Genomic DNA, 22,243 nt, shown 5'->3' with positions numbered 1-22,243 from the left:
CATCCATAGGACGGATAGTTGGCTTATTTTCAGCTCCATACTAGAGTCTTTTGATCCGCATAGACCACTACCCGGAAACCTCCTGTATTTCTTGCGACTGCGTTGATTGGAACCTGGTCGGCCATAATACGTGCTGAATACTCAGGCATATGACGCCAATGATGAAGACAACCGTTCCCAGCAAAAAAAACACCTTGCTCACACCCATTCCACGAATCAGTAAGCCTCCGATTAATGGCGCACCTACCATCATCGTGCTGGCGGACATATTTTGAATGCCAAAGATTCGGCCTGTCATACCCTCAGGAGTTTCTTTCTGTAGGACATAGTTATAAGTCACGATAGACAGCCCGTTTCCAATACCGATCACAAGTCCCAAGACGATGCTCCATATTTCATGCGAATCCGCTCTTAAGAGTCCCATACTTCCAAAAGCAGCTCCAATCAACGCGGCGCCTCCCCCGATACCAAGTCCGTACTTCACTTTGCCAAGACGGTTCAGCAGCAGGATGGTGATAAACGCTCCAACTCCTGTGGCAGCTACCATCCAGCCAAGCAGAGATTCGTTATGAGGGGCAATTTCCCGATACAACGTCGGAAATTGGAAATCGATCATCAGAATAATCAGCATAATGATCATATTCACGCTAAAACTGCTAAAAAGAATCCGGCGCTGCAGCAGCACTGCCCACCCTTGCTTCCATAATTGGACGAAGCTCATCTTGGTCTCTGCGCCGTTTTCCGAGTCATCAGAATTCCCCCGATTCTCTGCTTTTGCATTTTCATCGATATGCCGCATTGTATATAGCAATATGCAGGAGAATAAGCGCGTGATGGCATTCACCAAAATACATAATTGTGGGGAGATCACTGTTAAAGCCACTGCGCCGAGCAGGGGCCCCGCGATTTTGGAAAATTGATTGACGAGCCCGTTATACGAGGTTGCTTTGAGCAGTTGATTCTCCCGAACCACCTGACGCGTCAACGCTTGATGCGCTGGAACGCGGAATACTCCCATTGTGGCGCGAAACGCAAGCAAAGGCAGCATCCAGTACATGCCGGGAACAAACAGCAGCAATATGGTGAGCAGCGTCTCGGCTGCATCGGCCAACAGCATGAGATTGACCTTCTTCCAGCGGTCGGCGATTACACCGGCGAAAGATCCGAACAGAATGCCGGGGAGAGCGATCATCACCGGAATCAAGGCGATCATAAACGGATCCGCATGCCAGCGGTATGCCACAAGAATCTCAATCGCAAAGACGTCGAACCATTCGCCGAAAGATGAGACGGCATAAGCCGAGTACATTTTAGTAAAAACCGGGTTTTTCCAAATAGATGTCTGGTGCCTGTTTGATACAGATGTGGTAGACATGAATATTTCCTCCGCAAAATCAGAATAGAATTTCTCTCACTTTAACGAAGAAATATCAGGGGATTATCAGACAGAACCTAAAATCCGCTCAATCATCTGTTCTATGGGCTGTTTATATGCCTCCAGCTTATACCCCCGTTCAAATTCATCATATCGAGTCTGGAAGGTCTGCAGAAGTTTGGGATCGTGATACGACGTTTTCAAAAAATGGAGCGTACCAATGATCAACCGAGCGAGCAGCGGTACATGATGCGCTGTTTTGCCGGCCTCAAGGCCATATTCGAATGCAGCTGCTGCTTCCTGGGGGCGGCCTTGATGCAGCATCAATTTCCCTCTTAAACCATGGTAGGCGCTGATTTCCCGCAAATAAGGAGCTTCAGCCAGCATGTCTTCGATCTGCCTAGAGCACCGCTCCGCCTCCTGGATACTGCCTGCGACCAAATGAATATGCATTTCCGACATGGCAATATGAACCTTGAAGGTATCCAGCTTACCTTGCTCCTGTTCAATGATCCGATAAGCCTCTTGCACTCGCCGCAGATCCTCTTCAACACGACCGTTATCTGCATAAAGACCAAGAATATTTAACACTTTCAACTCGCGATGCATCTCAAACGGTAAAATCCCCGATTCAATCGTCCGTTCAAAGTAATTCAGACTTTTTGCCGGTTCCATGTAAAAAGAGTAGTAAAATATCAGCAGCCAATATAATTTATCTGGGTTCTCCGCATCGCTTTCCAGAAACCAGTCCAGATCTGCCCGCACAAACCTCAGAAACATTTGATGGGAGGGACTGATATTCACGCCAAGAAGCTCTTGCTGATTAACAAGGGCTAACATCGATTGGCTTTGCCCTAACATGAGATAGGTGTCCAACAACTGCCCGATTTGCTTCTGCAATCCACTGTCCGTCAGCGACGGAACCGCAAGTCCCAGCGTTTCTTTTATTGTGAGGCTGTAGCCAAGCCCCCGCACGGTGATCAGCTGAACTTTTCCGCTCCATGGTTTCATTCTTTTTCGGAGCCGATACACATGATCATCTACCGTTCGTTCGCCCGGATATTCCATTGGCCATACCTGATCCAGCAGCTGCTCCCGGCTAAAGACCTTGCCGCGATTTCGGTACAGAAATTCGAGCAGCGCGTATTCTTTCGCAAGCAAGTTGATTGTCTCAGCCTGAAAGCTGACAGAATAATCACGAGGTTCAAACGCAAGCCCGGCCACCATAATCAGCATCCTCAGTATTCCTTGTCGTAATCGACAATGCTGCGAGCAGGACGTCCCTGTGCGATATAGGCCTTGAGATTCTCGATAAACAGCTTCGTAGCTCGTTCCTTCAATTGATCGGTATTGCCTCCAATATGAGGAGTCATGATGACATTGTCCATGGACCATAACGGATGATCCTCAGGCAATGGCTCAATGTCGAACACATCGAGGCCAGCGCCTGCGAGGTGGCCGCTGTTCAAGGCGCCGATAAGAGCATCCGTCTTCACCGATGCACCGCGTCCAACGTTGATAAACAGTGCCCCTTGCTTCATGGTAGCGAACCTATTTTCATCATATAAGTTTATCGTCTGAGATGTCTTTGGCAGTATGTTGACGACTACGTCGCATTCAGATAGAACTTCATTCAGCTGCTCGAACGTGTACAAGCCGTCGACATAATCAGTCGGTTGAACGGAGCGGCGTACGCCTAGAACACGCATCCCGAACGCTTTGGCAATTCGTGCAACCTCAGCCCCGATTTGCCCGATGCCGATAATCCCCATGGTCTTGCCCAGCAGTTCCGTATAATTCCCTTTACTGTCCCATACGTGTCGATCTTGGTTGCGAATCGCTTGTGGCAGATTGCGAGTGAAGCCGAGCAGCATCGCGAATACCGTCTCCATCATCGGGACGGGATGCACACCCCCCGCCGTAGTCAACATTACATCGTGCTTGCGGAGTGTATCCATCGGAATATAATCGGCACCAGCCGTCCACAGCTGTATCCAGCGAAGCGGGGATTCATCATGGAGGCATTCCTCGATGATAGCAGGCGACCAACCGAAAATAACTTCAGCTTGTCGGAATACGTCTCGATCGAGCTCCTTAGCTCGTCCAGCAATGACATTGTATTCGGGAGCAGCGAGGCGAATGACCTCTAGAAATTCTGGCGGCAAAGCTAGTGCACATACGATATTTTTCAAGATGATGTCCTCCTTAGCGTCCATTTTCTAACATCATAACTCGAATCCGATTGGTGCGTCTATGAGTGCTCCGTAGGTTGCTGGACATTAGAAATAGGCTGAACGGATGGTAACCGACAGCCTGCATGAGCGATTATAGCAGTTAGCCTCCGAATGCTTGCCGGAAGCTGGAGGATAATTTCGCTTGATCTACATTCCACAGTGCGGCAAGCTCTTCGCAGACGGTCTCGTCCCACCAATCGGACAGCTTCTTGCGGTTGGCACCGTTCTCGTGAATCCAGATCAAGTTCTCAATCACTTTGCGATAGTATAGTTCTTCTCCTTGTTTGACGAGATCTTCGGGAATCCAGACGTTCATACGCTTAATGGTTCGATACAACTCATTGTTGCAAGCACGGCGAATTCTTCTGGCTGTGGGGAGAGGCCTTGTATGAGGCTCCTTCGGGGCTTTCAATGGATGACGACTCCTTTCCTGCATATATGTTCATCATATGCAGGCATCCTACCCAGGTTCCTTGTGGCCACGCGCTATTTCGAATCGATTACGATATACCCTACCATAGGGCCTTCATGCTGCATATCCGGATGGGTTAAGCAGACGATGCGATGAATGCCTTCTTTGGCAGTAAAGGTGATGACGGTTTCTTTGTCTTTCTCGATGCTGCCTTTTACATTCATGCTCTCGATTTCGAAATCATGCTTTTTTCCGTTAATTCCGCGAATACGAAGCTCTACTCGCTCACCGGCTTTGGCGTGAACGGTACCCGGAATAAATTGATACACTTCGATTTCTTTCCCATTATCCAGTTTGGATTTAACCTCTCCTGTAACCATGTGGAGAATTCGAGTCGATTGAGGTGCTGCCTCAACTGCCCGTTCCGACCGCACGGTTTCATAGCGCCAGAACGCTGCAGCTACTAATATGGCGGAGAAGACGATTGCACCAATTCGCAATTGTTTGCGAGAGACAATCCAAAAACGTGTCAAATTGTGAAACCTCCTTTGCCCAATTGAGTATCACTTATTAGTGCTTGTTCATAACATTTCATTTGTAGGCAGCCATTACTAGAGAAGATATAAGGTACAAGCTTGTGCTTAGTCCAAGTGTATGCATGGCCAGGGTAGCGCATGACTTGTGTTATCCCAAGGGGCAAGGAGGCATCAAGATCGATCAAGCCAAAGTCATGATTGGAGTCATGGCGATCCATATGTTAGAATAAGCTGGGAATTAAAAAGGGAGAGAGACAAGCTATGGCATGGATACATGATATGATCAATATGCTGCTTCATTGGGTGCAGCAGCTTGGGGAATGGGGAATAATGCTGGGGCTCATGATTGAAGTCATTCCGAGTGAAATCGTGTTAGCCTACGGCGGATATTTAGTATCGATTGGCAAAGTCAGTTTTATCGCTGCGATTATTTTCGGCACAATTGGTGGTGTCTTTGCGCAACTCATCGTATATGCAATCGGCAGATATGGCGGGCGGCCCTTCTTGGAGAAGTTCGGGAAGTACATCCTGATACGCAAGCACCATATTGAGAAGTCGGAAGAGTGGTTCCAGAAGTATGGAACAGGCGTAATCTTTTCTGCACGATTCGTTCCGGTTGTCCGTCACGCGATTTCCATACCAGCAGGAATCTCCAAGATGCCGGTAGGAAAATTTACGCTTCTGACAACGCTGGCTGTAATCCCATGGACCATCCTATTTGTTTATTTGGGGTACGCGCTTGGAGATCAGTGGGAACATATTAATGAGAAGGCGGCACCTTATGTTCAGCCATTTATTTTGGTTGCACTTGCTGGCCTTACCCTATATTTTGTTATCAAATATATGAAATCCAAGCGAAGAGAGGGGAACCCGAAATGAGCAAACATGTAGCGAATGTGATAGGTCAAGGAATTTCACCACAAGCATTTATCGACTCCATGCAGAAGAACAAGGAAGCCTTCATTTCCTGGTATGATCAATTTGCTTGGTCCAGTGAAGAAGAGAAGGAGTTTTTCGAATCGCTTCAATATCGGGACGATATCCGCTGCTTAATCTTGGCGGCAGATTGGTGTGGAGATGCGGTACGTAATGTGCCTGTTGTGTTCCGCGCTATGGAAGCAGCAAGCATTGACACAGAAGTCTTAATTATGGAACAGTTCCCTGAGGTTATGGATCAATTCCTGACGATGGGCGGACGCTCCGTTCCAATCGTCATCTTCGCTGATACGGGCGGTTATGTTCTCGGTCAATGGGGACCTCGTCCGAGTGACGTGCAGGCACATATGATCCGATTCAAGGAAGAGAACCCGGATCGTGAAGCTCCGGATTATCAAAATAATTTGAAAGTAGTCAGACAGCGTATTCTCGAACAATACGGCGAGGGAACGGGCTATCATGCTCGAATTACGTCTGAATTGAGAGAACTGCTGTCGGGCTTTTAATATAGCAAGGAGCTGACAAGACATTGTTTACGATTCAAAGTTTCAACTTAGGTCCTGTCCAAACAAACGCTTATCTATTGACAAATGAAGATACGAAAGAAGCGGTTGTCATTGATCCGGGCATGAATCCAGATCGGTTGCTGCAAGCGCTCGATGGACTAAACGTTAAGGCAATATTGTTGACACATGCGCATTTCGATCACATTGGCGGCGTGGATCTTGTGCGTAAGGCACATCCGTGCCCGGTGTACATTCATGAGCTTGAGGCGGAGTGGCTGACAACACCGGAACTTAATGGCTCGACCATGTGGCCGCAAATGTCTCCGGCAATGTCCATGAAGCCGGCGGAACATTTGCTGCAAGATGGGGATACACTGGAGCTGATCGGTTATTCCTTCTACGTCATGCATACACCAGGCCATTCGCCGGGCAGTGTGAGCTTCTTGTATGATAAGCACTTGTTCGCAGGTGACGTTCTTTTCCGGGAAAGTGTGGGGAGAACAGACCTGAGAGACGGCAGCATGAAGACACTGGTGAACTCTATTCATAAGAAGCTGTTCACACTAAGCGACGAAGTGACGGTATACCCTGGACATGGTCCGACTACAACAATTGGATACGAGAAGAAGCACAACCCATTTGTCTAATACGATTTTGCAGTACATAAGCGCTGGGCACTCTTGATTCCCGATCAAGGAGGCCCGGCGCTTTTTTTATTAGCTGGCAGGTTTCGACTACCGCAACCGTTATGTACAGAGGTGATGTATTGATTCTTATCAGAAGGTCAAGGGTTTGTGAAGGAGCATGGCACTGCAAGGACGTCAGAAAATACAACATCATTCAGAACAGGCAAAGGAAGTTTGATATTTAGCGTATAGAAAAAAGGAGCGGGACATGTCATGAAAAAAGTTTGTCAAACGGATAGGCCAACTTCATCGCGCAAAAAAGTTATACTTACGCTACTGACGATGACGCTTGCGCTGGGGACTTTGGCTTCTTCCTTCATTCAGTCGGGGACTGCTTATGGAGCCGAAGGAACTGTATCGATAAGGGGAGAAGTCCAATCTAATACGGATCAGATTGCAGTATGGAAAGCCTGGATCAAGCAACATGCTCAAGAGTTTACGTCCATACAGCCCGAGAAGCTTGTGAACGGCAGCATTCCAAAGCAGAATTTTGATGATCTGGATAAACTCAAGACTTTATTGCAGGATAAGCGGATCGTGTATCTTGGAGAAAGTACTCACTCAACAGCAGAGTTCAGCCTAGCAAAAACAAGACTTATTCAGTATCTTCATCAAGAACTGGGATATAGTAGGGTTGCTTTTGAAAGCGCTATTAGTGATGCGGCTATGGCTCAAGGGCGAATGAATAGCCGGACACCGCAGGATACACTAGGCCAAGCGCTTAATGGTGTCTATATAACGGAGGAAGTCCTACAATTATTTGAATACATAAAGAGCAGCCAGGGAAGCAGTACGCCGATCCGTCTTACCGGATTTGATATGAAAATGGATGTTATATTGGAGCCTAATGCAACTTGGATACAAGGTCGAGCGTTGAGGGAGAAATTGCTCAAGGCTGAACAAGATATTAAAGAATGGATGATCGGTAAGCGAGATTTAGCATCTTTTCAAAAAGCAAAGCCTGAGCTTATCGCTTTATACCAGCGTTTGAATGAGGAACTGCCTAAATATAAAGACTTCATGCAAAAAGATTATCCAAACGAACCTCAAATCTATCAGCTAATCAAACGAGCCATTGAGGTTCGTTTGAAGGCTTTGAATGAATACTATGAGCAGTATATTGATTACTTACAGAAGATTTTAGGCGGCGCCATTGAAGTAGATACAGCATTCCTTCAATGGCGGGATAAACAAATGGCAGACAATCTTGTATGGCTTGCCACAGAGGTTTATCCGAATGAGAAATTGATAGTATGGGCTCATAATACTCATATCGGGAAAGCCACACATGAATTATATGAGGGTAAAGTGGGTCAGTTGAAATATGTAGGGGAACTGATGCCTAAGGAACTACAAGCACAAAGCTATGTAATTGGCTTATACATGGCGAGCGGCGAAATATTTGATTGGTTCAATAATGGGATTCATAAAGTTCTACCATTGTTACCGGGTTCAATTGAAGATATTTTGTCTGCTTCGGGTAAACCATACACGTTTATGGACATTCGGTATTCGCCTCCTGTAGTCGGAAACGAATGGATGTCGCGGCCGACCAAATCGTACGAAGAAGGACGTGCAGAACATTTCCTTGTTCCGAAGAACAATTATGATGGACTCATCCTCATTGATAAAGTACAGATACCGCACTTTTTAAAATAGAGATGAGCGCATTTGTATGAATGAAAACTGTTGCCTCTTAACATTCTCCCAGCCATGAACAGACAAACCCATAGATCCATTTTGCTAGCCAATCCTCGCTCGTGATATGATCAGGGAAGCATACAGCAACGATGGGACTGCCTACTACTATGTATCGCAGTCCCTTTTTTTACATAACAGATACAAGTGCAAATAAAACGGCAGATATCATTTCCTAATACGAGGAGGAGTCAATTGATGCATTCCGAACAGCGAATAGATGCAGCAATTATCGAAGAGCATCGCAATCGAATCGCTCGCCTGCAACAGAAGATGGAGCTTGCTGGTATCGATTTGTACTTAGTTACACACAACGTGGATATATATTACTTAACCGGCTCCATGCAGACCGGCTATGTGCTCGTACCGAGATGCGGCGAACCTGTCTATTTGGTGAAACGCAGCTATCTGCGTGCGCAGAAGGAGTCGATCATTCGCGTTGCTCCGCTCGGTTCATTCCGTCAGCTTGGTGAGACGATCCGCTCATACTATGCGGAGCTGTTCCAAGTTAAGGAAGCTGTCGTCATTGCTACAGAGTTCGATGTTCTACCTGTTCAGCAGTATGAGAGATTGAAGACGGTCATTCCAGATGCGAATTGGACAGACGGATCGATCCTATTCCGGGAACTGAGAATGATTAAGTCCTCTGCTGAACTGGATCGCATTCGGGTTGCCGCAGCTGCTGCACATAAGGTGCTTGCTGCTGCTGCAGATTACATCCAGCCGGGAATGACAGAACTAGAACTCATTGCGTACATTGAACGAGAATTCCGACTGCAGGGCCATGTTGGAATGATCCGAATGCGCGGCTTCAATCAGGAACTAATAACTGGCATGGTGGCATCAGGAAGTGCAGGCGCAGAACCGACTTATTTCGACGGTCCCGCTGGAGGGCTTGGACTGACACCTGCAAGTCCACAAGGATCTAGCCGTAAGGCGATTGAAGTGAATGAACCTATTCTGATCGATTTCGGCTGCTGCATCGATGGATATGTAATTGATCAGACCCGAACCCTTGTCATTGGGGAACTGGACGATGAACTCCAGCGTGCTTATAATGCTTCGGAAGCGATATTGCGTGCAACTGAGGAACACTTGAAGCCGGGAACGGTATGCGAGACATTGTACGAAGACGCGGTTGATATGGCGAAATCGTATGGATTGCAAGAGCATTTTATGGGGTATGGTGAGGATCAAGTCAAGTTTCTTGGACATGGAATTGGTATGGAAATTGATGAATGGCCTGTATTGGCCCGCGGGTTCAAGCAGCCGCTTCAGGAGGGGATGGTAATTGCTATCGAACCTAAATTCACTTTCCCGGGACGCGGTGTCGTAGGTATAGAGAATACATACCTGATTACTGCTGATGGATATGAGAAGCTAACGACTGCGGAGGAAGGATTGCGAATCATTTCTTTGTGAACATAGACAATAGCTAGAGTCGGATGTACAGCTTTTATCGTATGCAATAGAGAGGCTTCTTTTTGTGACCAATTGCGATACTCGTACGTATACATTTACAGGAACCATAAATTCTAGTACCATATAGAATACATCTAACGGATGGGAGGCATGGACAATGCTGCCTTTGGGAGAGAAAGTAGTCATTGTTGCCGACCGTTTCGAACAACATTTGCCTATCGGGGAATACGGCTATATTATTGCCTATGACCGCAATGCAGACAACGCATTCGACTATGTCATCCGAGTTCCGAGAGCAAACCGCAACTTTTTCGTGCCAGCATCCGATATCGATCAAGAGGAACGGTTGCTGCAGCAGGAAGCGGACCGCATCGAACGGGAAGCACTTATCGATTATGCACTGGCGACCCATAATGAATCATTATTCCGTCGAATTATGAACGCAGACGCAGAGCCTGATAGCGAAGAGAGCGAACAGGACGGAGCAATGTCACAAGAAGAGTTCATTCGCCAAGTGAATTTAAGAGCTTGGATTTAAAGAAGACGCCGATCACCGGTCACTCCGGTGCTTCGGTGTTTTTTTGCATCCATTACTTTATCAGAATGACGCGTTGAGTTGATTCCGCTTCTAAGCTATAATAAGGGGATGAATTTGGCCTTGATGGCGCAAGGAGGAACAGGCTGCCGATGAGCATTCACGTACAAGACGTCGAGCACGTTGCTAAGTTGGCAAGACTCGACTTGAGCAATGAAGAGAAAGAGCGTTACACGGAACAGCTGAACGCGATTCTAAAATATGCAGAAAAATTAAATGAATTGAATACCGATGACGTCACGCCAACGACTCATGTTCTACCTATACGGAACGTGATGCGTGAGGATGAAGCGCGTCCTTCACTGCCGATAGAGAAGGTAATGGCTAACGCACCGGAAGAAGAAGATGGTCAGTTCAAAGTACCGGCCGTTCTGGAATAAAGCGAATAAGGGAGGATGCCCGCATTGACACCACTTGAGATGTCATTAACGGAAGCAAGACAAGCAATACAAGAGCGTAAGCTCTCCGTCTCTGAATTGGTGGACGCGTCATTCCGACGCATTGCCAGCACGGATGAGCAAGTGCAAGCATTTCTTACTATTAATGAAGAGGGTGCCCGTAACGAGGCAGCCGCAATCGACAAGCGCATCTCGGCAGGAGAACAGATCGGCTTATTGGCTGGTATCCCTGCAGGGGTTAAGGACAACATCGTAACGGAAGGAATGCGCACAACATGTGCAAGTAAATTCCTTGATAATTTCATACCTGTATATGACGGTACGGTATCCCGCAAGTTGAAGGAAGCGGGTGCCATTACAATTGGTAAGCTGAACATGGACGAATTCGCAATGGGCGGATCCAATGAGAACTCTGCTTATCGCACGACTCGCAACCCGTGGGATTTGGAACGTGTTCCGGGCGGATCTAGCGGTGGTTCCGCGGCTTCCGTAGCAGCTGGACAAGTTGCGTTCGCGCTAGGCTCTGATACAGGCGGATCAATCCGTCAGCCAGCTTCCTATTGTGGAGTCGTTGGCTTGAAGCCGACATACGGTCTCGTTTCTCGCTTCGGCTTGGTTGCATTCGCATCTTCATTGGATCAAATCGGTCCAATTACGAGAAATGTGGAAGATGCAGCCCTCGTGCTCCAAGCGATTGCAGGCCACGATAAGATGGATTCCACTTCGGCGAAGGTAGAAATTCCGGATTATGCAGCACAGCTGACAGGCGATGTGGCTGGTCTGCGCATTGGCGTGCCTTCTGAATATATTGGACAAGGTGTCGATCCGAAGGTGAAGGAAGCTGTGCTCGCTGCCTTGAAAGTATTCGAGGATATGGGTGCGACATGGGAAGAAGTATCGATGCCGCATACCGAATATGCAGTAGCGACCTACTACCTGCTTGCTTCCTCGGAAGCTTCCTCCAACTTGGCGCGCTTCGATGGAGTTCGCTACGGAGTGCGTGCGGACAACCCTGACAATCTGCTGGATCTGTATCATCGTTCTCGCAGTGAAGGCTTTGGACAAGAAGTGAAGCGCCGCATTATGCTGGGTACGTATGCACTAAGCTCAGGCTACTATGATGCCTATTACTTGAAGGCGCAGAAAGTCCGCACCTTGATTAAGCGTGACTTTGACGAAGCATTTAACAAGTTCGATATTTTGCTCGGGCCGACAGCACCGACAACGGCGTTCCGTATCGGCGAGCAAATTGATGATCCATTAGCGATGTACTTGAATGATATATTGACGATTCCGGTCAGCTTGGCTGGCGTTCCAGCAATTAGCGTACCATGCGGGTTGGCGGATGGATTGCCGGTTGGCTTGCAATTGATTGGCAAGGCGTTCGACGAAGCGACTGTGCTTCGTGCAGCCCATGCGTTCGAACAACGCACGGAGTTCCATAAGCTGCGTCCGCAGTTGTAATTGAGGAGGCTTACGACATGCCAAGTACGAAATATGAAACGGTCATTGGCTTGGAAGTGCACGTTGAGCTGCACACCAACTCGAAAATCTTTTGCGGTTGCTCTACCGAATTCGGAGCACCGCCTAATACGCATACTTGCCCGATTTGCTTAGGGCATCCCGGCGTACTGCCGGTATTAAACCACCAAGCGGTAGAATATGCAATGAAGGCTGCTATGGCGTTGAACTGTGAAATTGCTCCGGTAAGCAAGTTTGACCGAAAAAACTATTTCTACCCAGACTCTCCGAAAGCATATCAAATCTCTCAGAATGATCAGCCAATTGGGCAGAACGGCTGGATTGATATTGAAGTAAACGGAGAAACGAAGCGGATCGGCATTAACCGACTGCACTTGGAAGAAGATGCAGGCAAGCTGACGCACGTAGATGGCGGTTATGCTTCTCTCGTCGATTTCAACCGTGTCGGCACACCGCTCGTAGAGATTGTATCTGAACCCGAGCTTCATTCACCAGAAGAAGCGAAGGCTTATTTGGAAAAGCTGAAGGCAATTATGCAATATTGCGACGTATCCGATGTGAAGATGGAGGAAGGCTCCCTTCGCTGTGATGCGAACATCAGCATACGCCCGATTGGCCAGAAAGAACTGGGTACGAGGGCAGAATTGAAAAATATGAACTCCTTCCGCGGCGTTCAACGTGGTCTTGAATATGAAGAGGAGCGCCAAGCTGACATCCTGGATGAAGGCGGTAAGGTTGTTCAGGAAACTCGCCGCTGGGATGAAGCGCAAGGGCGTACGCTCACGATGCGCAGCAAGGAAGAGGCGCATGACTATCGCTACTTCCCGGATCCAGATCTCGTTACACTCGTTATTGATGACGAGTGGAGAGAGAGTGTGCGGGCATCGATTCCGGAATTGCCGGATGCACGTAAAGCTCGCTACACGAGCGAATATGGCTTGACGAGCTACGATGCAGAAGTCATTACGGCATCGAAGAAGCTGGCTGACCTGTTCGAGGAGAGTCTTCAATATACGAAGGATGCCAAGGCAGTAGCCAACTGGATTATGGGTGACTTACTCGGATACTTGAACGCGAATGGCCTTGAAGCGGATGCTTCAAAAGTTACTGGCCAAGGCTTGGGCGAAATGATCGGCTTGATTGAGAAAGGCACGATCAGTTCCAAAATCGCCAAGACGGTCTTCAAAGAGATGCTGGAGACGGGCAAAGCTCCTCAGGCTATTGTTGAAGAGAAGGGACTTGTCCAAATTAGTGATGAAGGCGCCATTAAATCTGTCGTCGAGCAAGTAATCGCAAACAACCCACAATCGGTTGAAGATTACCGTGCCGGCAAACAGAAGGCGATTGGATTCCTCGTGGGACAAGTAATGAAGGAGACGAAGGGTAAGGCCAACCCGGGTCTTGTGAACGAATTGCTTGTTCAGTGCTTGAGCGAGCTGTAAATGTAAGCTATAGATAAAAAATGAAGAATCGATTAGGGCTCCGTAGGACGGATGGGTAACATATCTATACGTTGGAGCCAGGCATGGAAGCGGAGTGAATCTCCGCTTTTCGTGTAGATTCAAGTTATTTTCATGTAGTCGTATACTCTGTTATTCCGAAAGGGTAGTGAAAGACATGATACGTCAGTTGGATATGAATGATGTTGCAACATTGGATCAACTCTGGAACCTGCAACAGGCGGCATACCGGATTGAAGCAGACATGATTGGCTTTGACAAGATCCCCCCTCTGATGGAAACGGTAGAAGACCTGCATAATACCACGGAAACATTCTATGGCTGGTGGGATGAGAATCAGTTGGCTGGAGCGGTATCCATCGAAATGACAGGGCCTGTAATTATGGAGATTTGCAGATTGATGGTTCGGCCGGATTATTTTCGGAGAGGGATCGGTGCAAGTTTGTTAGCTCATGTACTGCATATGCCAGATGTTCATACGCACCGTATTGCAACGGGAGCTCGCAATCTTCCTGCGCTGACACTGTATGAACGCGAAGGCTTCCGATATGTGCGCGACGAGGAGATTGCGCCGGGCATATCGCTGCGTCACCTGGAAAGAAGGAGGTAGTCGGATATGGAATTGCTCGCGGAGATACCTGCAAATAGTCCGTGGGTAATTGATGATCTTTCATTAACGCTTAGATTGCTGCTTGCGATGCTGCTTGGCGGCTTGATTGGATTGGAGCGAGAACAAGCGAATCATCCAGCGGGGCTGCGAACACATATATTAGTTTGCGTTGGTTCGGCACTTATCATGCTGTTGTCCATTTATGGCTTCTCCAGCTTCGTATACGAAGGGAATGTTCGTGTGGATCCTGCTCGTCTCGCTACAGCAGTAATTACAGGCATTGGTTTTCTTGGCGCAGGTACAATTATTTTTACGGGCAAATCAATCGCAGGACTTACGACAGCGGCCTCTTTATGGGTCGTTGCGGCGATTGGACTGGCAGTAGGTGCTGGATTCCAATATGCAGCTGTGGTGACGACAATCCTAGTCATCGTGATTTTGTTCGGATTCAACAAGGTAGAACAGCGTTACTTCGGTGGCAAGCGCACTCGCGTTTTAACATTAGATGCGGATTCTACTTCTGAATTTCTTCATGAGCTCCATGTCTTCATGGAAACCCGTGATGTTACCGTCAAGAAGATGATGTTCCAACGCTTATTGAATCAACCTGGCGATCCGATGGTGGAGAAGCGAGCAGAATTGCAGCTCGTTCTTGGCGTCCCCAAACAGTTCGACATGTTCGTATTTGTAGAGCAACTCGAGCGAGTGCAAGGGGTTCGCACTGTTACCTTAGAGTAAGAGTCCAAAGCGATCCTAGACTAAAGTCGGTGAAACCTTCCTAGACTCAGGAAGGTTTCTTTCATTTCTGTATCCAACGTACAATGAATATAAGCTTAATACGTACGGTAGAGCGAATTCGCACAATGAATTTTGCTGGGTAGAGAAGGGAAGAGACTATGGTGTATCGTAAGACAACTCAATTTTCGGATGAACTGATCGTCAGTCAAGTGCAGCAAGGTAACGAGGAAGCAATGCGTATTTTAGTGGAAAGACACCGTCCATTTGTGATAACGTGTATTTGTCAGACGGTACAAGATCGTTATTTGGCGGAAGATATAGCCCAAGAGGTATTCGTGAAGGCGTATCGCCATATTCATTCATTTCGGGGCGACTCGAAATTTACGACATGGCTGTATCGGCTAACGAAGAACCAGATGATTGATATATTGCGCAAAAAACGGAAAGAAGGCCTGGTAGAACGGCTTGAGCCGCACCATATTGCATCCTTTCAGCTTCATGATGTTGCTGATATGCCGGAAGAACGCGTGATGAAGAAGGAAAAATGTGAAGAGGTTCACCAAGCACTTCGGGCATTGCCAGAGAAATATCGTATGGTCATGGAGTTGTACCACATGCGCCAGCGAACATACGCAGAAATTGCGCAGATGCTCAAGATGCCTGTTAGAACGGTTGAAACTAGATTATATCGCGCTAAGATGCTGTTTAAGCGAGCGTGGCAGGAACATGCCGGATTAGGAGCTATGTAAGGAGGGAAGGACTTGGCTGAAAGAAAAGACGATCAATTACATGAACCTCACAATCAAGGATTCCGTGAGCAGTCTGCTAATAAGGAGCAGGATGAGCAGTTTTTGCGCAAGCGTCTGGAACAATTAGCGCGGAGAGAACGCATGTCTCATGCTCATGAGGATCATCAAGGATATGGCCCAGGCCCAGGAGCGCCTATACCACCGCCTCCGATGTATGGAGCAATGCCGCAGAAGAAGAGCAAGTTTCTTTCTTTGTTTTTGTCCTTCATTTTCCCTGGAGCAGGTCATTTCTACTTAGGGTTAATGCAGCGCGGGCTGCTTATTATGATGATGCTGGCCTTGGATATCGTAGCTATCGTGTATTTTACAGCAATAGATGCGAAAGTGAATGTACCGCTTGTCGTATTGTTAGGATTAATGCTGCCGGTGATTTACTTTTTTAACTTGTTTGATGCCTTGCAATGTACGGAACGTGTCAATCATCAAGCGATGTTTGGTGGCATAGAGCCGACCAGACAAGGGCCGCTCTTAGGGCTTTTTCTTCTGTTCGGGGGAATAGTTATGCTGCTATTAACCGTAGATCCAGCGTGGCTTCGTTGGTTCTTTACGTATGCGGGATCCTACGCGGGAGCGGCTCTTCTTATTGGTGGCGGTATCTTTCTGCTTGTGAAGGAATCGAATAAGAGACGCTGACGGACAACCGAAGGAGATGGTCTTCAGTGGTTAAGGTAGGGAGAATTACTGCTTCGCTGCTGCTTGTCGCTGTTGGAATCATGCTGCTCAGCGATCAGTTGTTTGGATATCATACATTGCGATTGTTATTAACATGGTGGCCCTTGTTATTTATTATATGGGGGATCGAATATATTTGGACTGGCGTGTACCACAGCAAGCGGGGGGATAATCGTCGTCTGCGCTTGGATTTTTTAGGCATGTTCGTTTCTGTTTTTATTGCAGTCTCCGTCTTCATGATTTCTCAGCCTTCCCTGTTCCGGGATTGGGTGCGAGGCATTCAGTTCGACTTCTCCATGATGAAGGAGATGGCAGGTGATAATGGGATAAATGTCCGGTTGCCGAAGCTGGAACATTCGATATCAGGGGATATATCGAAGCTCGTTGTTCGCAATAACAATGGGGAGATTCGGATTCAGACTGGGAATATAGAGAATATGGATGTTGAGCTAAGTGCAATTGTAAGCGGAGTGGATAGAGAGCAGGCGCAATCGCTGGCTAACCAATCTGGAGCATCCATCGATAATAAGCCTTCCGAACATACATTGACGATTACCGCGAACGGCTCGAAATTTGCAGTAGGGAATCGGCCAATCCGCATTGATATGATCATCACCATTCCGGCTCATGTTATGTGGAAGACGGATGTGATGACGAATAATGGGGATATCGCGATCCATGATATGAAAGCCGAAGCAGTGGCGAAGAGCAACAATGGTGATATTAAGCTGCTTAATATTGAAGCCCCAGTACAGGGAGAGACACTGAATGGTAATCTCTTTGTGCAAAATATACGCGGTGATGCCAAAGTATCTACCATGCGTGGGGATATTACGATGTACGACATCAGTGGGAAGTCGATGGCGGATACGAAATCAGGAGATATCGACATTCATGAATCAGCTGGTGCAGTCCAAGCAGAGACCTTGAGTGGAGACATGCTTGTTGAGTCAGAGAACATCGGCGGCAACTGGAAATTGCAGAATATGGCGGGTGATACCACCATTGGCATACCAGAGGGGGCTGATGTTACATTGCAAGCGATGAATCGTTTTGGAGACATCGATATAGATTCGGATTTTCCCTTTCATGTCGTAAAGAATAAAGTAGAGGGTACAATAGGAAATGCTACGTATCAAGTCAATTTAGACACGAATGGTGACATAAGCATACGAAAACGATAACAGCGCGACGTATTAAGGATTGACAAAACAAAAAACTTCCACGTACAATGGACATATAGAGATTATTTTCTGAGAATCGTTACAATCTACGATTTGTTGGGATAACCCGTATAGAACTAATGTGAGCGTAGAAGGCGGTGGACAAGATGAAAACGCGGGTTCAACATGCATTGGGACATCTGAAAATGTCCGGAGTACGCATCACGCCACAGAGACATGCGATATTGGCTTACTTGCTGGATGCGATGAATCATCCGACAGCAGATGAAATATATCGAGCACTCGAGCCGGATTTTCCGAGCATGAGCGTTGCTACCGTATATAACAACTTGAAGTTGTTTATTGAGGCGGGGCTCGTTCATGAGTTGACATATGGGGACAGTTCTAGTCGATTTGATGCCAATGTAACAGATCACTATCATGCCATTTGCGAGCGATGCGGCAAAATTGTTGATTTCGCTATTCCTGAATTAATGGAATCAGTGGAGAAATCGGCTGCAGAGGCTACTGGTTTTATCGTACGCGGACATCGGATGGAAGTGTATGGTGTATGTCAATCCTGTGTGGAATCGACTAAGGAGCAATAGGTGATGGTCGATATTCAATACAATGCAGAAATGTAAATGCGCGCGGCAGTTCATGCTTGCGCGCTTTTTTATTTTATCGAATCCAATGATGCAGTCTGAAGAAGTAGGAGTTGACTATATGAGAAGCAATGGAGTGGGGAGAGGTGCTCCGCATTATCGAACCGGCGGAAAGAACCGTAAAAAAGGGAAGGGAGGAGGATGTCTCTTTATTCTGATTGGACTCGCCATCCTGGCAGCGAGCGTGTGGAAAGGATGGGATGGTATCAGGGATTGGTTACCTGGTCAGAATAAGGCTGGCTCCCAGATCTCTCAGGTAGAACAGCCCTTGATCTGGGACGGTGCCTGGACGGGATATGGGACGAAAGGCAAAGGTGAGAATTTGCTCATACCTGTTCAGGCATTGTCTGATAAGCTTTCTATTGTGTATGAGAATAGTTCCGAAACCGTCATTATGACAAGTTCTAAGGACGTTGCTTCAGTTGCGCTTGGACACTCAACGGGAAGCTTGAATGGTCGAGCTAAACAGTGGTCAGCTGCTGCTGAACAAATTGGCGGCGACATTTATGTTCCAATGACTGCGTTGAAGGAAGTATACGGCTTGCGTGCGAAGCAGTACACTTCGAATGGTGCGGTTCAACTAAGCACACCGGGGCAGACTCTTCAACAGGGGATCGTCATTCAGCAAAAGGATGATGCCAAAATAGCCTTGCGTGAAAATGCTAGTAAGCAAGCTCCCTCCTTAGAGAAGCTTGCAAGTGGAACGCAAGTCACGGTCTGGGGTGAAGAGGGAGACTGGCTGCGGATTGAGGCGGAAGGCGGCAATGTCGGTTATGTTGCTAAAGACGAGATTCAGCGTAAGGGAAGTGTAGCAGTTCCTTCAATCTCGCCAGCGCCTGTTCCTGCGTTTGTAAAGGAGAAGCGACCAGTAAGCTTGGCTTGGGAAGCTGTGTACTCGCGTAATCCGGATCCAACCAAGCTGCCCGCGATGCCGGGGACGAATGTCATAAGCCCTACGTGGTTCAGCTTGGCTGATAACGAGGGAAATGTGGATGAGAAGGCAGATCCGCGTCTTGTACAATGGGCGCATCAGAATGGGAAGCAGGTATGGGCGCTGTACAGCAACAGCTTTGATCCAGACCGAACTACAGCTTCGCTTGCAACCTTCGACAAACGTAACCGAACGATAGCACAATTGATTAAGCTCGCAGAGAAATACAACGTTGACGGCATTAATATTGACTATGAGAACGTAAATGTTGAAGATCGTGATAATTTAACGCAGTTTGTACGAGAGCTTACTCCTCGTCTACATGCGAAGGGTCTTGTTGCATCGATTGATGTGACGGCGAAGTCTGGGAGCGGCAGATGGTCGCAATTTTTGGACCGGGAACAGCTGGCGCGTTCCGTCGACTTCATGATGGTTATGGCTTACGATGAACATTGGGCGACAAGTCCAACTGCTGGTTCTGTTGCATCCTTGCCATGGACAGAGAATGCTATGAAGCGAATTATGGAAGAGGATAATGTGCCTCCGCATAAGCTCGTGCTTGGGATGCCGCTATACACACGGATATGGACAGAGACAACTGAAGGCGGAGAAGTGAAAGTATCCTCTAAGGCTGTTGGTATGCAGAAAGTTCAAGATTTGATTCAGGATCGTAAGTTGAAGCCTGTTTATTCGGAGAGTGCAGGTCAGCACTATGTCGAATATGAGGAGGAAGGCGCAACTCAGAAAATATGGATCGAGGATAAACAATCGATTCAATCTCGCATTCAAATGGCAGAACGTCTAAAGCTCGGTGGAGTCGCTGTATGGGCCCGAAGCTTCGCCAATGAAGGCATATGGAACGTTCTTCGATATCGAAACTCTTAATCACGCAATGATACTTTTTATTAGTTAGAAATAAGAAAACCGTCTATCTAATCAGATAGGCGGTTTCTTCGTTAAGTCTGTTATATTCGGTCCACTCTTGCGAGTGAGGCTCGTGAAAACATAGATGTCAGGTCATGGTGTTGTGGGAATCAACGAGTCAATGCGTGAGAAATCTCTTTGTAAGTCATTCTTCCCTCACTTTGATACGGTAACATCCTTCTTACTGTCTTGATCTAAGTTGCTTTCTGGGGCGATGTTTTCTGCGGTTGCCTTGTCCGGATCAAGGGTAAGAATCGTTCTACAGAACATGCAGCGATCCGTTCTGCCGAGTATTTTGGTCTGGCGACCACACTCTGGACATTCAAGAATTACAGCACTAGTGGACAACATGCCAGCCCAGAAGTAAATCGCGACACTTCCCAAGAGGAGTATCATTCCCAGTACCATGAATACTCCAGCGAAGGGGCGTCCTTGTATGCCCCACATGAGAATGCCGGATGTGCCGAGCACCATCATTCCCATTCCGGCTAATGTAAGTACAAGTCCCCACAATCGAAACTCATTGATTTTACTTGTTCTAAAAAGACGTTGTTTCATCGCAGCCTCTCCATTTCAAGATTGAAAATGTTTTCGAAGGAAGAAGGAAAGAGAGTTTCTATGTAGAATTATAAACTATCATTTGATGTAAAAGAAAGCCAAAAAAGCGTGGGGTCGAGAATGAAACATGTATTGGATAACTCCATAGATCAATTAATTGGTGCGACTACAGTCAGCGGTCTTTATATATTGGAACGCAGCCAATTGGATGCTGATATGCACCAATATATTGATTGGGATCGCTATGTGCTGGTTGTTGATGAAGCTTGTCCATCCCATCCTTTTGAGTCGATGGAAGTATCGGCCGATGACAGCTCTGTTGCACGCTGGATTTGCATCCACCCAGATAGGTGGGAGGAATGGATCGTTTCGGATGAGGCGAGGTCACTGCTTCCGTTTTACGGGCGTGGCAATATTCGCGTAGATCGCGATGGATTGCTTGCAAGTTGGCAGGAAAGATTGATTCAAGAAGAGAAGACTCCGAACCAGATGCAATACATGAAGACATATGCGCTGTTTTTGGAGGCATATAATCAAGCGAAGCATTTACGGAAGCTGGAATACATGCTAGACGCTTATCGATGTGTGGATTTCGCATTCTATTATTGGGCGTCGCTTGCCATAATGGAGCAAGGAGAGATGCCTAGACAAGCGTTATGGCAGCAAGTGAAGAAGTTAAATCTAGGTGTCTATAAGATGTACGAAGAATTCACTGCAAGCTCTGAGACGATGCCGCAGCGAATTGAACTTGCGTTGCTTGCTTGCGAGTTCTCCCTCTCATCGAAGAGTGTAGAATGCTGCGCACCATTGCTGAATTGGCTGAAGCAAGCGAAGGGGCCAGTTCCGATATCGGATATTATGCAGCACCAAGAATTCAAGTGGATGGCCGGTTATATGCCAGCTCTACTAAATAAGCTTACACATCGCGGTTGTGTAAAAGAACGTTTGATTGAGCATGCTAGTCCATATGGCAAGCTAGGGTATACTCGGGCCTATGAATGGGCTGATTGACGGCTGCACAATCACAGAAAGTTGAGTCGCTGCATGACAGCTCATGCAGCGTTTTAACTTTTTTTAAATAAAGTGTTGACTTGGGTTTGGAATATATGATACATTAATACTCGCCTCTTCGAGAGAAGCACTTCGAAGGAAAGCTGAATAAGCAATCATTCGAAAGCTCGAAAAAAGAATTTAAAAAAAGTGCTTGACTCTAAAAAGTGAACATGATATATTATAAAAGTCGCCGCTGACAAAGCGGTGAGAAAAAGAAAGTAACTGAGAGATTGGTTACTGACTGAGATTGTTCTTTGAAAACTGAACAACGAGCAACGTTTGTGAATGAGGTAGCAATACCTCGTCAAAAGATATGAGCAGTTCAAACTTAACTTTAACGGAGAGTTTGATCCTGGCTCAGGACGAACGCTGGCGGCGTG

General features: G+C 47.1%; 23 protein-coding genes. 17 read left to right on the top strand and 6 right to left on the bottom strand.

What is annotated here, in order from left to right:
- Nucleotides 1-67 precede the first annotated feature (67 nt).
- From ABN764_RS18920 to ABN764_RS18900, 5 genes are all read right to left on the bottom strand, one after another.
- Nucleotides 68-1,375 (bottom strand): MFS transporter, encoded by a 1,308-nt coding sequence (locus tag ABN764_RS18920; protein WP_446672740.1) that lies wholly within the window; start codon nt 1,373-1,375, stop codon nt 68-70.
- A gap of 66 nt (nt 1,376-1,441) precedes the next feature.
- Nucleotides 1,442-2,611, bottom strand: a complete 1,170-nt coding sequence (locus tag ABN764_RS18915) for a winged helix-turn-helix domain-containing protein (protein ID WP_446672739.1) — start codon at nt 2,609-2,611, stop codon at nt 1,442-1,444.
- A gap of 2 nt (nt 2,612-2,613) precedes the next feature.
- Nucleotides 2,614-3,567 (bottom strand): D-2-hydroxyacid dehydrogenase, encoded by a 954-nt coding sequence (locus ABN764_RS18910; protein WP_021255282.1) that lies wholly within the window; start codon nt 3,565-3,567, stop codon nt 2,614-2,616.
- A 142-nt stretch (nt 3,568-3,709) separates the two neighbouring features.
- Nucleotides 3,710-4,045 carry a dehydrogenase gene (locus tag ABN764_RS18905; RefSeq protein ID WP_370510431.1) on the bottom strand — a complete coding sequence of 112 codons (336 nt, stop codon included), beginning with the start codon at nt 4,043-4,045 and terminating at the stop codon, nt 3,710-3,712.
- 50 nt (nt 4,046-4,095) lie between these two features.
- Nucleotides 4,096-4,554: a cupredoxin domain-containing protein gene (locus tag ABN764_RS18900; protein WP_065291862.1), complete on the bottom strand. Its 459-nt coding sequence runs from the start codon at nt 4,552-4,554 to the stop codon at nt 4,096-4,098.
- A gap of 264 nt (nt 4,555-4,818) precedes the next feature.
- On the opposite strand from ABN764_RS18900, the gene uptA reads away from it, so the two are divergent.
- The 16 genes from uptA to ABN764_RS18820 all read left to right on the top strand — a co-directional run bounded on the left by uptA (nt 4,819) and on the right by ABN764_RS18820 (nt 20,213).
- Nucleotides 4,819-5,436, top strand: coding sequence for an undecaprenyl phosphate transporter UptA (gene uptA, locus ABN764_RS18895; protein ID WP_021255279.1), 618 nt, complete (start codon nt 4,819-4,821; stop codon nt 5,434-5,436).
- Entirely contained in the window at nt 5,433-5,999 is a 567-nt protein-coding gene (locus ABN764_RS18890; RefSeq protein ID WP_446672738.1) for a thioredoxin family protein, read from the top strand. The genes uptA and ABN764_RS18890 overlap by 4 nt, the downstream gene beginning before the upstream one ends.
- Nucleotides 6,000-6,022: 23 nt before the next feature.
- Nucleotides 6,023-6,646 (top strand): MBL fold metallo-hydrolase, encoded by a 624-nt coding sequence (locus ABN764_RS18885; protein WP_174810888.1) that lies wholly within the window; start codon nt 6,023-6,025, stop codon nt 6,644-6,646.
- 252 nt (nt 6,647-6,898) lie between these two features.
- On the top strand, nt 6,899-8,344 hold the full coding sequence (locus tag ABN764_RS18880; RefSeq protein ID WP_446672737.1) for an erythromycin esterase family protein: 1,446 nt from the start codon (nt 6,899-6,901) through the stop codon (nt 8,342-8,344).
- Between the two features lie 237 nt (nt 8,345-8,581).
- On the top strand, nt 8,582-9,805 hold the full coding sequence (locus tag ABN764_RS18875; protein WP_446672736.1) for a M24 family metallopeptidase: 1,224 nt from the start codon (nt 8,582-8,584) through the stop codon (nt 9,803-9,805).
- A gap of 157 nt (nt 9,806-9,962) precedes the next feature.
- Entirely contained in the window at nt 9,963-10,343 is a 381-nt protein-coding gene (locus tag ABN764_RS18870; RefSeq protein ID WP_446672735.1) for an ATPase, read from the top strand.
- Between the two features lie 149 nt (nt 10,344-10,492).
- Nucleotides 10,493-10,780: an Asp-tRNA(Asn)/Glu-tRNA(Gln) amidotransferase subunit GatC gene (gene gatC, locus ABN764_RS18865; RefSeq protein WP_021255273.1), complete on the top strand. Its 288-nt coding sequence runs from the start codon at nt 10,493-10,495 to the stop codon at nt 10,778-10,780.
- Between the two features lie 39 nt (nt 10,781-10,819).
- Nucleotides 10,820-12,262 carry an Asp-tRNA(Asn)/Glu-tRNA(Gln) amidotransferase subunit GatA gene (gene gatA, locus ABN764_RS18860; protein WP_446672947.1) on the top strand — a complete coding sequence of 481 codons (1,443 nt, stop codon included), beginning with the start codon at nt 10,820-10,822 and terminating at the stop codon, nt 12,260-12,262.
- 17 nt (nt 12,263-12,279) lie between these two features.
- Nucleotides 12,280-13,722, top strand: a complete 1,443-nt coding sequence (gene gatB, locus ABN764_RS18855) for an Asp-tRNA(Asn)/Glu-tRNA(Gln) amidotransferase subunit GatB (RefSeq protein ID WP_021255271.1) — start codon at nt 12,280-12,282, stop codon at nt 13,720-13,722.
- Between the two features lie 175 nt (nt 13,723-13,897).
- On the top strand, nt 13,898-14,350 hold the full coding sequence (locus ABN764_RS18850) for a GNAT family N-acetyltransferase (protein ID WP_072730173.1): 453 nt from the start codon (nt 13,898-13,900) through the stop codon (nt 14,348-14,350).
- A gap of 6 nt (nt 14,351-14,356) precedes the next feature.
- Nucleotides 14,357-15,088 carry an MgtC/SapB family protein gene (locus ABN764_RS18845; protein WP_174809433.1) on the top strand — a complete coding sequence of 244 codons (732 nt, stop codon included), beginning with the start codon at nt 14,357-14,359 and terminating at the stop codon, nt 15,086-15,088.
- A gap of 158 nt (nt 15,089-15,246) precedes the next feature.
- The gene (locus ABN764_RS18840; protein ID WP_174809432.1) at nt 15,247-15,837 is read left to right on the top strand and encodes an RNA polymerase sigma factor; all 591 of its coding nucleotides are present in this window, start codon (nt 15,247-15,249) and stop codon (nt 15,835-15,837) included.
- 12 nt (nt 15,838-15,849) lie between these two features.
- The gene (locus ABN764_RS18835; RefSeq protein ID WP_021255267.1) at nt 15,850-16,530 is read left to right on the top strand and encodes a DUF6677 family protein; all 681 of its coding nucleotides are present in this window, start codon (nt 15,850-15,852) and stop codon (nt 16,528-16,530) included.
- Between the two features lie 26 nt (nt 16,531-16,556).
- Nucleotides 16,557-17,753: a DUF4097 family beta strand repeat-containing protein gene (locus tag ABN764_RS18830; protein WP_446672734.1), complete on the top strand. Its 1,197-nt coding sequence runs from the start codon at nt 16,557-16,559 to the stop codon at nt 17,751-17,753.
- 146 nt (nt 17,754-17,899) lie between these two features.
- Nucleotides 17,900-18,340 (top strand): peroxide-responsive transcriptional repressor PerR, encoded by a 441-nt coding sequence (perR, locus tag ABN764_RS18825; protein WP_174809430.1) that lies wholly within the window; start codon nt 17,900-17,902, stop codon nt 18,338-18,340.
- Nucleotides 18,341-18,458: 118 nt separating this feature from the next.
- Nucleotides 18,459-20,213 carry a glycosyl hydrolase family 18 protein gene (locus ABN764_RS18820; RefSeq protein WP_174809429.1) on the top strand — a complete coding sequence of 585 codons (1,755 nt, stop codon included), beginning with the start codon at nt 18,459-18,461 and terminating at the stop codon, nt 20,211-20,213.
- 195 nt (nt 20,214-20,408) lie between these two features.
- On the opposite strand, the gene ABN764_RS18815 is transcribed toward ABN764_RS18820, so the two are convergent.
- Complete coding sequence (locus ABN764_RS18815) at nt 20,409-20,810, bottom strand: DUF2614 family zinc ribbon-containing protein (protein ID WP_065291873.1); 402 nt, start codon at nt 20,808-20,810, stop codon at nt 20,409-20,411.
- Between the two features lie 120 nt (nt 20,811-20,930).
- On the opposite strand from ABN764_RS18815, the gene ABN764_RS18810 reads away from it, so the two are divergent.
- Nucleotides 20,931-21,821 (top strand): hypothetical protein, encoded by an 891-nt coding sequence (locus ABN764_RS18810; protein ID WP_174809428.1) that lies wholly within the window; start codon nt 20,931-20,933, stop codon nt 21,819-21,821.
- Nucleotides 21,822-22,243: the final 422 nt, after the last annotated feature.

It is taken from the genome of Paenibacillus wuxiensis, assembly GCF_040195695.1.
Lineage (GTDB): Bacteria > Bacillota > Bacilli > Paenibacillales > Paenibacillaceae > Paenibacillus_B > Paenibacillus_B suaedae.
Note: the sequence above shows the minus strand (reverse complement) of the source record. Positions and strands in the feature narration are given on the sequence as shown.

Bases quoted from the DNA above. Each gene is read 5' to 3' on its own strand.
- ABN764_RS18880 (WP_446672737.1), top strand. From the start codon at position 6,899: ATGAAAAAAGTTTGTCAAACGGATAGGCCAACTTCATCGCGCAAAAAA.
- ABN764_RS18905 (WP_370510431.1), bottom strand. From the start codon at position 4,045: ATGCAGGAAAGGAGTCGTCATCCATTGAAAGCCCCGAAGGAGCCTCAT.
- ABN764_RS18845 (WP_174809433.1), top strand. From the start codon at position 14,357: ATGGAATTGCTCGCGGAGATACCTGCAAATAGTCCGTGGGTAATTGAT.
- uptA (WP_021255279.1), top strand. From the start codon at position 4,819: ATGGCATGGATACATGATATGATCAATATGCTGCTTCATTGGGTGCAG.
- ABN764_RS18915 (WP_446672739.1), bottom strand. From the start codon at position 2,611: ATGCTGATTATGGTGGCCGGGCTTGCGTTTGAACCTCGTGATTATTCT.
- perR (WP_174809430.1), top strand. From the start codon at position 17,900: ATGAAAACGCGGGTTCAACATGCATTGGGACATCTGAAAATGTCCGGA.
- ABN764_RS18820 (WP_174809429.1), top strand. From the start codon at position 18,459: ATGAGAAGCAATGGAGTGGGGAGAGGTGCTCCGCATTATCGAACCGGC.
- gatB (WP_021255271.1), top strand. From the start codon at position 12,280: ATGCCAAGTACGAAATATGAAACGGTCATTGGCTTGGAAGTGCACGTT.
- ABN764_RS18870 (WP_446672735.1), top strand. From the start codon at position 9,963: ATGCTGCCTTTGGGAGAGAAAGTAGTCATTGTTGCCGACCGTTTCGAA.
- ABN764_RS18875 (WP_446672736.1), top strand. From the start codon at position 8,582: ATGCATTCCGAACAGCGAATAGATGCAGCAATTATCGAAGAGCATCGC.
- ABN764_RS18890 (WP_446672738.1), top strand. From the start codon at position 5,433: ATGAGCAAACATGTAGCGAATGTGATAGGTCAAGGAATTTCACCACAA.
- ABN764_RS18920 (WP_446672740.1), bottom strand. From the start codon at position 1,375: ATGTCTACCACATCTGTATCAAACAGGCACCAGACATCTATTTGGAAA.
- gatC (WP_021255273.1), top strand. From the start codon at position 10,493: ATGAGCATTCACGTACAAGACGTCGAGCACGTTGCTAAGTTGGCAAGA.
- ABN764_RS18815 (WP_065291873.1), bottom strand. From the start codon at position 20,810: ATGAAACAACGTCTTTTTAGAACAAGTAAAATCAATGAGTTTCGATTG.
- gatA (WP_446672947.1), top strand. From the start codon at position 10,820: ATGTCATTAACGGAAGCAAGACAAGCAATACAAGAGCGTAAGCTCTCC.
- ABN764_RS18840 (WP_174809432.1), top strand. From the start codon at position 15,247: ATGGTGTATCGTAAGACAACTCAATTTTCGGATGAACTGATCGTCAGT.
- ABN764_RS18810 (WP_174809428.1), top strand. From the start codon at position 20,931: ATGAAACATGTATTGGATAACTCCATAGATCAATTAATTGGTGCGACT.
- ABN764_RS18850 (WP_072730173.1), top strand. From the start codon at position 13,898: ATGATACGTCAGTTGGATATGAATGATGTTGCAACATTGGATCAACTC.